This is a genomic window from Serratia nevei (genome assembly GCF_024160145.1).
Taxonomy (GTDB): Bacteria; Pseudomonadota; Gammaproteobacteria; order Enterobacterales; family Enterobacteriaceae; genus Serratia; species Serratia nevei_A.
This window is the reverse complement of record NZ_JAMYWQ010000063.1, coordinates 1-12,600: the sequence shown is the minus strand read 5'-3', so window position 1 is coordinate 12,600 and position 12,600 is coordinate 1. Positions and strand designations below refer to the sequence as shown.

The following is a 12,600-nucleotide window of genomic DNA, read 5'->3' as shown; positions in this document are numbered from 1 at the left end:
TGTGCAGTATTGGATAAAAACATAGCTATCTCCCGCCGATAATTTTCATATCAGATCGGGAACAGGTGAAAAGATTCAAAAAAATCCCCAGACAACTGACCTGGGGATTTGTGTAGAAGAGACAGGCAGATGCGGGCCATTTTATTTATTGCGCGGTCACGGGGTTCAACGGCTAGTGACGCCGTCGACGCGTTGGCTACGTTGTTTGATGGCGTAACCGACCGCCAGGATCGCCACCCACACCGGGATCAGCAGCACCGAGATTTGAATGCCCGGCGTCAGGTACATGATCACCAGGATACCGGCCATGAACAGCAGGCACAGGTAGTTGCTGAACGGGTACCAGAACGCCTTGAACTTCGGCACCACGCCTTCGCGGTTTTTGGCGGCGCGGAACTTCAGGTGCGCCAGGCTGATCATCGCCCAGTTGATCACCAGCGCCGAGACCACCAACGCCATCAGCAGTTCGAAGGCGCGGCCCGGGATCAGGTAGTTAATCAGCACGCACAGCGCGGTGGCGAGGGCGGAAATGCCGATGGCCACCACCGGCACGCCGCGGCCGTCGACCTTCAGCAGGCTTTTCGGGCCGTTGCCCTGCTGCGCCAGGCCGTACAGCATGCGGCTGTTGCAGTAGACGCAGCTGTTGTACACCGACAGTGCGGCGGTGAGCACCACGATGTTCAGCACGGTCGCCACCAGGTTGCTGTTCAGCGCGTGGAAGATCAGCACGAACGGGCTGCCGCCTTCGACCACTTTGCCCCACGGGTACAGCGACAGCAGAATGGCCAGCGAACCGATATAGAAGATCAGGATGCGGTAGATCACCTGATTGGTGGCTTTCGGAATGCTCTTTTGCGGATTGTCGGCTTCGGCGGCGGTGATGCCGACCAGCTCGAGGCCGCCGAAGGAGAACATGATCACCGCCATCGCCATCACCAGGCCCATGACACCGTTCGGGAAGAACCCGCCCTGCGCCCACAGGTTGGTGACGGTGGCTTCCGGGCCGCCCAGGCCGCTGAACAGCAGGTAGGCGCCGAACACGATCATGCCGATAATCGCCACCACCTTGATGATGGCGAACCAGAACTCCATCTCGCCGTAAACTTTGACGTTGGCCAGGTTGATGGCGTTGATCGCCAGGAAGAACACCGCGGCAGAAACCCAGGTGGGGATCTCCGGCCACCAGTACTGCACGTAAATGCCGACCGCAGTCAGCTCCGCCATCGCCACCAGGACATACAGCACCCAGTAGTTCCAGCCGGAAGCGAAGCCGGCGAAGTTGCCCCAGTATTTGTAGGCGAAGTGGCTGAAGGAACCGGCGACCGGCTCTTCCACCACCATTTCCCCCAGCTGGCGCATGATCAGAAACGCGATGAAGCCGCCGATGGCATAACCGAGAAGCACTGACGGGCCGGCCATTTTTATTGTTTGAGCGATACCGAGAAATAATCCGGTGCCGATTGCGCCACCTAAGGCGATGAGCTGAATATGGCGGTTTTTCAGGCCGCGTTTCAGCTGGTCACCATGCTGTTGACCATCCATCAATCTAACCCTCTGTCGTTGCGAATGACCACATGCCTGTAAAGCAGTGGTTACGATGTGTGTTTTGTTTTATTTACGGCGTTATAGCTATTAATTCCACGGTGCCGCTACCGTTTGGCAGAGAATAATGTTATGCGCGTCAGTTTGCACCTGCTTTGTCGTGTGAGTGATTAAGATTTCAGCAGTTTAGGAAACAAAATGCGGGTTGTGTGACGGCGGGGGGGATTCAGTGCATGAAATAAGCAACAAATCACATAATGCGCAAAAATAACGTAGATCCGGGCGGTGGGGTGCGTGCAAATAATGAACGAATCACCGTTGCACTGCTCGCCAAATAGCCATTCATTAAAGCGTCATAACCATGCAATGAAACTCGGGCAAAAAGTTTGCACGTTTCCTTGCGTAAGGTTTGGTAAAAGTTAAATCCATAACCTGACGCGTAAATGGTAATACCATCACGGCGTTACCGGTTTGCAGCAGGGTTTTCAGCGGGGTGTTAAAATGTGCGGGTAACCTGATTTCGATCAAGGCCCGTATGGACAGGAGGTGAATACTTTGTTACTTTACCGTCACGTTTTTGAAATTGGTATTACCAATTGACTCCGCGCCATTCGCAGAGAAGAATTCACTCATGGCCTACAGCAAAATCCGCCAACCCAAGTTGTCAGATGTTATCGAGCAACAGCTCGAATACCTGATCCTCGAGGGGACACTGCGCCCAGGCGAAAAACTGCCTCCGGAGCGCGAGCTGGCGAAACAATTTGATGTCTCCCGTCCTTCTCTGAGAGAGGCCATTCAGCGCCTGGAAGCGAAAGGGCTGCTCCTGCGCCGTCAGGGCGGCGGCACCTTCGTGCAAACTAATCTGTGGCAGAGCTTCAGCGATCCGCTGGCCGAGCTGCTGGCCGACCATCCCGAATCACAGTTCGATCTGCTGGAAACCCGTCACGCGCTGGAAGGCATTGCTGCCTATTACGCCGCGCTGCGCGGCACCGATGAAGATCTGGCGCGCATCCGCGACTGCCACATCGTGATTCAACAGGCTCAAGACAGCGGCGATCTCGACGCCGAAGCCGATGCGGTCATGCAGTATCAAATCGCCGTAACCGAAGCTGCCCACAACGTTGTGTTACTTCACCTGCTACGCTGCATGGGGCCGATGCTGGAACAGAACGTGCGTCAGAACTTTGAATTGCTCTACTCGCGCCGTGAGATGTTGGCAAAAGTGAGCAGCCACCGCGCCGGAATTTTTGAGGCGATTGTGGCACGCGAGCCGGAAAAGGCCCGTGAAGCCTCGCATCGCCACTTGGCGTTTATCGAGGAAATCTTGCTGGATCTCAGCCGGGAGCATACTCGGCGCGAGAGATCGCTACGGCGTCTCCAGCAACGCAAGGATTAAGAGCTGTCCTCTTCAGGGTACACCAGCCTGCGGGGGTTAAGTTCGAGGTACTTAGTTAAGTACTTAAGCGGCAACTAAACTGATGGGCCTGTCTTCGTGTGTTTTTGCACAGAGCACAGGAAGACAGGCTCCAAACAAACCATTAGACAGATAAGGAATACCACCATGTCAGAACGTTTAAACAATGACGTGGATCCGATCGAAACCCGCGACTGGCTGCAGGCGATCGAATCGGTCATCCGTGAAGAGGGTGTTGAGCGAGCTCAGTTTCTGATTGATCAGGTATTGGGAGAAGCCCGCAAAGGCGGCGTTAACGTTGCGGCCGGTGCTGCAGCGCACAACTACGTCAACACCATCGCGGTAGAAGACGAACCGGCCTACCCAGGCAACCTGGATCTGGAACGCCGCATTCGCTCAGCGATCCGCTGGAACGCGGTCATGACCGTTCTGCGCGCATCCAAAAAAGATCTGGAGCTGGGCGGCCACATGGCTTCCTTCCAGTCTTCCGCGACCTTCTATGAAGTCTGCTTTAACCACTTCTTCCGCGCACGCAACGAGAAAGACGGCGGCGACCTGGTGTACTTCCAGGGCCACATCTCTCCGGGCGTTTACGCGCGTGCCTTCCTTGAAGGCCGCCTGACCGAAGAACAAATGAACAACTTCCGTCAGGAAGTGCACGGCAACGGCCTGTCCTCTTATCCGCATCCTAAGTTGATGCCGGAATTCTGGCAGTTCCCGACCGTGTCCATGGGCCTGGGCCCAATCAGCGCCATCTATCAGGCGAAGTTCCTGAAATACCTGGAGCACCGCGGCCTGAAAGACACCTCTGAGCAGACCGTTTACGCCTTCCTGGGCGACGGCGAGATGGATGAGCCGGAATCCAAAGGCGCCATCACCATCGCGACCCGCGAGAAGCTGGACAACCTGGTGTTCGTCATCAACTGCAACCTGCAGCGTCTGGACGGCCCGGTCACCGGCAACGGCAAGATCATCAACGAACTGGAAGGCATCTTCTCCGGCGCAGGCTGGCAGGTGCTGAAAGTGATCTGGGGCGGCCGTTGGGACGAACTGCTGCGTAAAGACACCAGCGGTAAACTGGTTCAGTTGATGAACGAGACCCTGGACGGCGACTACCAGACCTTCAAATCCAAAGACGGCGCTTACGTGCGCGAGCACTTCTTCGGCCGTTACCCGGAAACCGCGGCGCTGGTCAAAGACATGACCGACGACGAAATCTGGGCGCTGAACCGTGGTGGTCACGATCCGAAGAAAATCTTCGCTGCACTGAAAAAAGCGCAGGACACCAAAGGCAAACCGACCGTTATCCTGGCCCATACCATCAAAGGTTACGGCATGGGTGAAACCGCGGAAGGTAAAAACATCGCTCACCAGGTGAAGAAAATGAACATGGAAGGGGTTCACCACTTCCGCGATCGTTTCAACGTGCCGGTTGCCGATGCTGACATCGAAAAACTGCCGTACATCACCTTCGAGAAAGAGTCCGAAGAGTACAAATACCTGCACGAACGTCGCCAGGCGCTGAAAGGCTACGTGCCGACCCGTCTGCCGGAGTTCACCCAGAAGCTGGAAATGCCGGCGCTGGAAGATTTCAGCTCGCTGCTGGAAGAGCAGAACAAAGAGATCTCCACCACTATCGCCTTCGTGCGTGCCCTGAACGTGATGCTGAAGAACAAGTCGATCAAAGATCGCCTGGTGCCAATCATCGCCGACGAAGCGCGTACCTTCGGTATGGAAGGTCTGTTCCGTCAGATCGGTATCTACAGCCCGAACGGCCAGCAGTACACCCCGCAGGACCGTGAGCAGGTGGCTTACTACAAAGAAGACGAGAAAGGCCAAATCCTGCAGGAAGGCATCAACGAACTGGGCGCAGCCTCTTCCTGGCTGGCCGCAGCGACGTCCTACAGCACCAACGATCTGCCGATGATTCCGTTCTACATCTACTACTCGATGTTCGGTTTCCAACGTATCGGCGACCTGTGCTGGGCAGCGGGCGACCAACAGGCGCGCGGCTTCCTGATCGGCGGGACTTCGGGCCGTACTACCCTGAACGGCGAAGGCCTGCAGCACGAAGATGGTCACAGCCACATTCAGTCTCTGACCATCCCTAACTGCATCTCTTACGATCCGGCTTACGCGTACGAAGTGGCGGTTATCATGCACGACGGTCTGGTGCGCATGTATGGCGACAACCCGGAAAACGTGTACTACTACCTGACCACGCTGAACGAAAACTACCACATGCCTGCGATGCCGCAGGGTGCGGAAGAAGGTATCCGCAAGGGTATCTACAAGCTGGAAACGCTGGAAGGCAGCAAAGGCAAGGTACAGCTGCTGGGCTCCGGCGCCATCCTGCGCCACGTGCGCGAAGCTGCGCAGATCCTGGCGAAGGACTACGGCGTGGGTTCCGACACCTACAGCGTGACCTCGTTCACCGAACTGGCGCGCGACGGCCAGGATTGCGAGCGCTGGAACATGCTGCACCCAACCGAAGCGCCACGCGTGCCTTACATCGCTCAGGTGATGAACGACGCGCCGGCGGTAGCTTCTACCGACTACATGAAACTGTTCGCCGAGCAGGTTCGTACTTATGTGCCGGCCAGCGATTATCGCGTACTGGGCACCGACGGCTTCGGTCGTTCGGACAGCCGCGAAAACCTGCGTCACCACTTCGAAGTCGATGCATCCTACGTGGTGGTTGCTGCTCTGGGTGAACTGGCTAAACGCGGTGAGATCGAAGCTTCTGTGGTTGCTGATGCAATCAAGAAATTCAACATCAACCCAGAAAAAGTTAACCCGCGTCTGGCCTAAGAGGTACTGAATAATGTCTATCGAAATCAACGTACCGGACATCGGTGCAGATGAAGTCGAAATCACCGAGATTCTGGTGAAGGTCGGCGATAAAGTTGAAGCGGAACAATCGCTGATCACCGTGGAAGGCGACAAGGCTTCCATGGAAGTGCCTTCCCCGCAGGCGGGCGTGGTGAAAGAGATCAAAGTGGCGGTCGGCGATAAAACCGAAACCGGCAAACTGATCATGATCTTCGAAGCGGCAGGCGCAGCGGAAGCTGCACCGGCGGCGAAAGCGGAAGAAAAACCGGCAGCAGCAGCAGCTGCCCCGGCCGCCGCTGCGGCCAAAGACGTTGCCGTGCCGGACATCGGCGCCGACGAAGTCGAAGTGACCGAGATCCTGGTGAAAGTGGGCGACAAGGTGGAAGCCGAGCAGTCCCTGATCACCGTGGAAGGCGACAAGGCTTCCATGGAAGTTCCTGCGCCGTTCGCGGGCACCGTGAAAGAGATCAAGATCGCGACCGGCGACAAAGTGAAAACCGGTTCCCTGATCATGGTGTTCGAAGTGGCCGGCGCCGCTTCCGCTGCGGCCCCGGCTGCGGCGCAAGCTCCTGCCGCCGCTGCAGCACCTGCGGCCTCTGCGGCCAAAGACGTCGCGGTGCCGGATATCGGCGGCGACGAAGTTGAAGTGACCGAAGTGATGGTTAAGGTGGGCGACAAGGTTGCCGCCGAGCAGTCTCTGATCACCGTGGAAGGCGACAAGGCCTCCATGGAAGTGCCTGCACCGTTCGCAGGTACCGTGAAAGAGATCAAGATCGCGACCGGCGACAAAGTGAAAACCGGCTCCCTGATCATGGTGTTCGAAGTGGAAGGCGCTGCGCCTGCCGCTGCCGCCGCTCCAGCCGCCAAAGCGGACGCTGCGCCGGCACCGGCCGCCGCTAAAGCCGCCGCTCCGGCTGCGAAAGCTGACGACAAAGGCGAGTTCGCCGAGAACGCGGCATACGTGCACGCGACCCCGGTCATTCGTCGTCTGGCGCGTGAATTCGGCGTTAACCTGGCGAAAGTGAAAGGCACCGGTCGTAAAGGCCGCATCCTGCGCGAAGACGTTCAGACTTACGTGAAAGACGCGGTGAAACGCGCTGAAGCGGCTCCGGCTGCTGCCGGCGGCGGTCTGCCAGGCATGCTGCCATGGCCGAAAGTGGACTTCAGCAAGTTCGGCGAGATCGAAGAAGTGGAAATGGGCCGCATCCAGAAGATCTCTGGCGCGAACCTGAGCCGCAACTGGGTGATGATCCCGCACGTGACTCACTTCGACAAAACCGACATCACCGATCTGGAAGCGTTCCGCAAACAGCAGAACGACGAAGCGGCCAAGCGCAAGCTGGACGTGAAGTTCACGCCTGTCGTGTTCATCATGAAAGCCGTTGCTGCCGCTCTGGAGCAGATGCCGCGCTTCAACAGCTCGCTGTCCGAAGACGGCCAGAAGCTGACGCTGAAGAAATACATCAACATCGGCGTGGCGGTAGATACCCCGAACGGCCTGGTGGTTCCGGTGTTCAAGGACGTGAACAAGAAGAGCATCACCGAGCTGTCTCGCGAGCTGATGGCCATCTCCAAGAAAGCGCGCGACGGCAAGCTGACCGCGGGCGAGATGCAGGGTGGCTGCTTCACCATCTCCAGCCTGGGCGGCATCGGGACGACCCACTTCGCGCCGATCGTCAACGCGCCGGAAGTGGCTATCCTGGGCGTCTCCAAGTCTGCGATGGAGCCGGTCTGGAACGGTAAAGAGTTCATGCCGCGCCTGATGATGCCGATGTCGCTGTCCTTCGACCACCGCGTTATCGACGGTGCCGATGGTGCGCGCTTCATCACCATCATCAACAACATGTTGTCCGACATTCGCCGTCTGGTGATGTAATGCAAAAGGGGCGCAGCATGCTGCGCCCCTGACGATTCTGTAGCAGTTTTGTCGGATTTTGCATAACTCGACAAAATTGTTGAGACACGGGTCACTCGAACACGCTTTGCAGACTATTAACAATTCTGTAAACTGCTCGCGGTGTAAGCGTCCCGGTGGATGAAGGGCGTTATGAGATCGATTAGCAATAAAAATGACGTCTGACCCGCCGGACAATCAATTAAGAGGTCATGATGAGTACTGAAATTAAAACTCAGGTCGTGGTACTTGGGGCGGGCCCGGCAGGTTACTCTGCAGCCTTTCGTTGCGCTGACTTAGGTCTTGAAACCGTTCTGGTTGAACGTTATTCCACTCTGGGCGGGGTTTGCCTGAACGTGGGATGTATCCCTTCCAAAGCACTGCTGCACGTTGCCAAAGTGATCGAAGAAGCCAAAGCGCTGGCCGAACACGGCATCGTTTTCGGCGAGCCGAAAACCGACATCGACAAAGTGCGCGTCTGGAAAGAAAAAGTCATCACTCAGCTGACCGGCGGTCTGGCTGGCATGGCGAAAGGCCGTAAAGTGAAAGTGGTCAACGGCCTGGGCAAGTTCACCGGCGCTAACACCCTGGTTGTGGAAGGCGAAAACGGCCCAACCACCATCAACTTCGACAACGCCATCATCGCTGCAGGTTCTCGTCCGATCCAACTGCCATTCATTCCTCATGAAGATCCACGCGTGTGGGATTCTACCGATGCACTGGCGTTGAAAACCGTCCCAGAGCGTCTGCTGGTTATGGGCGGCGGCATCATCGGCCTGGAAATGGGCACCGTATACCATGCGCTGGGTTCACAGATCGACGTCGTTGAAATGTTCGATCAGGTTATCCCGGCGGCAGATAAAGACGTGGTGAAAGTCTTCACCAAGCGTATCAGCAAGCAGTTCAACCTGATGCTGGAAACCAAAGTGACCGCGGTAGAAGCCAAAGAAGACGGCATCTACGTCACGATGGAAGGTAAAAAAGCACCGGCAGAACCACAGCGTTACGACGCGGTGCTGGTGGCGATCGGCCGCGTGCCGAACGGCAAACTGCTGGATGCCGGCAAAGCCGGTGTTGAAGTTGACGAGCGTGGCTTCATCAACGTCGACAAACAGCTGCGCACCAACGTGCCGCACATCTTCGCTATCGGCGACATCGTCGGTCAGCCGATGCTGGCGCACAAAGGCGTGCACGAAGGGCACGTTGCCGCGGAAGTTATCGCCGGCATGAAGCACTACTTCGATCCGAAAGTGATCCCATCTATCGCTTACACCGAGCCGGAAGTGGCATGGGTGGGTCTGACCGAGAAAGAAGCGAAAGAGAAAGGCATCAGCTACGAAACCTCCACCTTCCCGTGGGCGGCTTCCGGCCGTGCGATCGCTTCCGACTGTGCAGACGGCATGACCAAACTGATCTTCGACAAAGAAACTCACCGCATCATCGGTGGCGCGATTGTCGGCACCAACGGCGGCGAACTGCTGGGTGAAATCGGTCTGGCTATCGAGATGGGCTGCGACGCGGAAGACATCGCGCTGACCATCCACGCTCACCCGACCCTGCACGAATCCGTGGGCCTGGCGGCGGAAATCTACGAAGGCAGCATCACCGATCTGCCTAACCCGAAAGCCAAGAAGAAGTAATTCTGCTGGCTTGACCGGTTAACCAGCGGCTCCTGAAAAGGGGCCGTTTTTTTTTGCTCAAACTCAGAAAGCGGTATTTTTGTGGCCGCTGCGCCAAATTCCGATCCCCCTGCTTATATCCATTCTAATTATATGGATATAATGCCCTGCTAGTCCGGCAGCCGATTACGCTGCGCTCAACGATTCAGCAAAGATTTAATGTTGCTTTTATGTGAACGAATTAACAACCGTTTCAAATCCTGATATGCTGGCTGAGCGGAACCGGGCACTGTACCTTACAGTCCAGGACATCGACAGCAGTGCCCCGTCAGGATAGATGGCATCTATATCGCCGTGCGCTCTACCCATCAGTCTTTCATGCTGTAACGCTGTTTGACCGTGCTTGTTTGCCCCAATCACCGTTTCGGGGCCTTTACGGGCCGATCGCCTAGCCACAGAGTGAAACCCCAAGGGTATAAACCCGGTTTGCATATACGCCAGGCACAATAAATGACAATGAGAGCGAGGAGAACGTCGTGCTAGAAGAATACCGTAAGCACGTAGCCGAGCGTGCTGCTGAGGGCATCGCCCCTAAGCCGCTAGACGCCACCCAAATGGCCGCGCTGGTCGAACTACTGAAGAATCCGCCAAAAGGCGAAGAAGAATTCCTGTTAGACCTGCTGATTAACCGTGTTCCACCGGGCGTCGACGAAGCCGCCTACGTCAAAGCAGGTTTCCTGGCGGCCATCGCCAAAGGCGAAGCGACATCCCCCCTGGTTACCCCCGAGAAAGCCATTGAACTGTTAGGCACCATGCAGGGCGGCTATAACATTCACCCGCTGATCGAAGCGCTGGACAACGAAACGCTGGCGCCCATCGCCGCGAAAGCGCTGTCCCACACGCTGCTGATGTTCGACAACTTCTACGACGTGGAAGAGAAGGCCAAGGCCGGTAACCCGCACGCCAAGCAGATCATGCAGTCGTGGGCCGACGCCGAATGGTATCTGTCGCGCCCTGAATTGGCGGAAAAGATCACTGTCACCGTATTCAAAGTCACCGGCGAAACCAACACCGATGACCTTTCTCCGGCACCGGACGCCTGGTCGCGCCCGGATATCCCGCTGCACGCGCTGGCGATGCTGAAAAACGAACGTGAAGGCATCGTGCCGGATCAGCCGGGCAGCGTCGGCCCGATCAAACAGATCGAGCTGCTGAACAAGAAAGGCTTCCCGCTGGCCTACGTCGGCGACGTGGTCGGCACCGGTTCTTCCCGTAAATCCGCCACCAACTCCGTGCTGTGGTTTATGGGCGACGACATCCCGCACGTGCCGAACAAGCGCGGCGGTGGCGTGGTGCTGGGCGGCAAGATTGCGCCTATCTTCTTCAACACCATGGAAGATGCCGGCGCCTTGCCGATCGAAGTGGACGTGTCCGAGCTGAACATGGGCGACGTGATCGACGTTTACCCGTACAAAGGTGAAGTGCGCAACCACGAGACCGGCGCGCTGATCGCCAACTTCGAGCTGAAAACCGACGTGCTGCTGGATGAAGTGCGCGCCGGCGGCCGTATCCCGCTGATCATCGGCCGCGGCCTGACCACCAAGGCGCGCGAAGCGCTGGGTCTGCCGCACAGCGACGTGTTCCGCATCGCCAAACCGGTTGCCGCCAGCAGCAAAGGCTTCTCGCTGGCGCAAAAAATGGTCGGCCGCGCCTGCGGCGTCGCTGGCATTCGCCCGGGCGAGTACTGCGAACCGAAGATGACCTCCGTCGGTTCTCAGGACACCACCGGCCCGATGACCCGCGATGAGCTGAAAGATCTGGCCTGCCTCGGCTTCTCCGCCGATCTGGTGATGCAGTCGTTCTGTCACACTGCCGCGTACCCGAAACCGGTCGACGTGACCACGCACCACACGCTGCCAGACTTCATCATGAACCGCGGCGGCGTCTCGCTGCGTCCGGGCGACGGCGTGATCCACTCCTGGCTGAACCGCATGCTGCTGCCTGACACCGTCGGCACCGGCGGCGATTCCCACACCCGCTTCCCGATCGGCATCTCCTTCCCGGCAGGTTCCGGCCTGGTGGCGTTTGCCGCCGCGACCGGCGTGATGCCGCTGGATATGCCTGAGTCGGTGCTGGTGCGCTTCAAAGGCAAAATGCAGCCGGGCATCACCCTGCGCGATCTGGTGCACGCCATCCCTTACTACGCGATCCAGCAAGGCTTGCTGACCGTCGAGAAGAAGGGCAAGAAAAACATCTTCTCCGGCCGCATTCTGGAGATCGAAGGCCTGCCGGATCTGAAGGTCGAGCAGGCGTTTGAGCTGACCGATGCGTCCGCCGAACGTTCCGCCGCCGGTTGTACCATCAAACTGGACAAGGCACCGATCGAAGAGTATCTGAACTCCAACATCGTGCTGCTGAAGTGGATGATCTCCGAAGGCTACGGCGATCGTCGTACGCTGGAGCGCCGTATTCAGGGCATGGAAAAATGGCTGGCGGATCCGCAGCTGCTGGAAGGCGATGCGGATGCGGAATACGCGGCGGTGATCGACATCGATCTGAACGAGATCAAAGAGCCGATCCTGTGTGCGCCGAACGATCCTGACGATGCGCGTCTGCTGTCCGACGTGGCCAACAGCAAAATCGATGAAGTGTTCATCGGTTCTTGCATGACCAACATCGGCCACTTCCGCGCGGCCGGCAAGCTGCTGGATCAGCACAAGGGCCAGCTGCCGACCCGTCTGTGGGTGGCGCCGCCAACCAAGATGGACGCGGCTCAGCTGACCGAAGAAGGCTACTACAGCGTGTTCGGCAAGAGCGGTGCGCGCATCGAGATCCCGGGCTGCTCGCTGTGCATGGGCAATCAGGCGCGCGTGGCGGACGGTGCGACGGTGGTCTCCACCTCGACCCGTAACTTCCCGAACCGTCTGGGCACCGGTGCCAACGTCTATCTGGCGTCTGCCGAACTGGCTGCGGTTGCGTCCCTGTTGGGCCGCCTGCCGACGCCGGACGAGTACCAGACTTATATGGCGCAGGTCGACAAGACGGCGGCGGATACCTACCGCTACCTGAACTTTGACCAGCTGGGGCAGTACACCGAAAAAGCCGACGGCGTGATCTTCCAGACCGCAGTTTGACTTGAGTCAGCGGTCAATCAAACAATGGGGCCCTTAGGGGCTGTCTCTTCTACACAAATCCCCAGGTCAGTTGTCTGGGGATTTTTTTGAATCTTTTCACCTGTTCCCGATCTGATATGAAAATTATCGGCGGGAGATAGCTATGTTTTTATCCAATACTGCACA

6 protein-coding genes are annotated in these 12,600 nt (G+C 57.6%); 5 read left to right on the top strand and 1 reads right to left on the bottom strand.

Annotation, left to right across the window (positions count from 1 at the left end):
* Positions 1-165: 165 nt before the first annotated feature.
* A complete protein-coding gene (locus M6G53_RS24190) occupies positions 166-1,542 on the bottom strand; it encodes an amino acid permease (protein ID WP_253335057.1) in 1,377 nt (458 codons plus the stop codon).
* 631 nt (positions 1,543-2,173) lie between these two features.
* Between M6G53_RS24190 and pdhR the strand changes: the two genes are divergently transcribed.
* The 5 genes from pdhR to acnB all read left to right on the top strand — a co-directional run bounded on the left by pdhR (position 2,174) and on the right by acnB (position 12,435).
* Entirely contained in the window at positions 2,174-2,938 is a 765-nt protein-coding gene (gene pdhR / locus M6G53_RS24185; RefSeq protein WP_004937490.1) for a pyruvate dehydrogenase complex transcriptional repressor PdhR, read from the top strand.
* A gap of 165 nt (positions 2,939-3,103) precedes the next feature.
* The gene (aceE, locus tag M6G53_RS24180; protein WP_253335055.1) at positions 3,104-5,767 is read left to right on the top strand and encodes a pyruvate dehydrogenase (acetyl-transferring), homodimeric type; all 2,664 of its coding nucleotides are present in this window, start codon (positions 3,104-3,106) and stop codon (positions 5,765-5,767) included.
* A gap of 13 nt (positions 5,768-5,780) precedes the next feature.
* Positions 5,781-7,664: a pyruvate dehydrogenase complex dihydrolipoyllysine-residue acetyltransferase gene (aceF, locus tag M6G53_RS24175; protein ID WP_253335048.1), complete on the top strand. Its 1,884-nt coding sequence runs from the start codon at positions 5,781-5,783 to the stop codon at positions 7,662-7,664.
* 233 nt (positions 7,665-7,897) lie between these two features.
* Entirely contained in the window at positions 7,898-9,322 is a 1,425-nt protein-coding gene (gene lpdA / locus M6G53_RS24170) for a dihydrolipoyl dehydrogenase (RefSeq protein ID WP_033644926.1), read from the top strand.
* A 515-nt stretch (positions 9,323-9,837) separates the two neighbouring features.
* A complete protein-coding gene (gene acnB, locus M6G53_RS24165; protein WP_033635927.1) occupies positions 9,838-12,435 on the top strand; it encodes a bifunctional aconitate hydratase 2/2-methylisocitrate dehydratase in 2,598 nt (865 codons plus the stop codon).
* Positions 12,436-12,600: the final 165 nt, after the last annotated feature.

What these genes read in the sequence shown, in the direction of transcription:
- M6G53_RS24190 (WP_253335057.1), bottom strand. Translation starts at nt 1,542, where the DNA reads ATGGATGGTCAACAGCATGGTGACCAGCTGAAACGCGGCCTGAAAAAC.
- pdhR (WP_004937490.1), top strand. Translation starts at nt 2,174, where the DNA reads ATGGCCTACAGCAAAATCCGCCAACCCAAGTTGTCAGATGTTATCGAG.
- aceE (WP_253335055.1), top strand. Translation starts at nt 3,104, where the DNA reads ATGTCAGAACGTTTAAACAATGACGTGGATCCGATCGAAACCCGCGAC.
- aceF (WP_253335048.1), top strand. Translation starts at nt 5,781, where the DNA reads ATGTCTATCGAAATCAACGTACCGGACATCGGTGCAGATGAAGTCGAA.
- lpdA (WP_033644926.1), top strand. Translation starts at nt 7,898, where the DNA reads ATGAGTACTGAAATTAAAACTCAGGTCGTGGTACTTGGGGCGGGCCCG.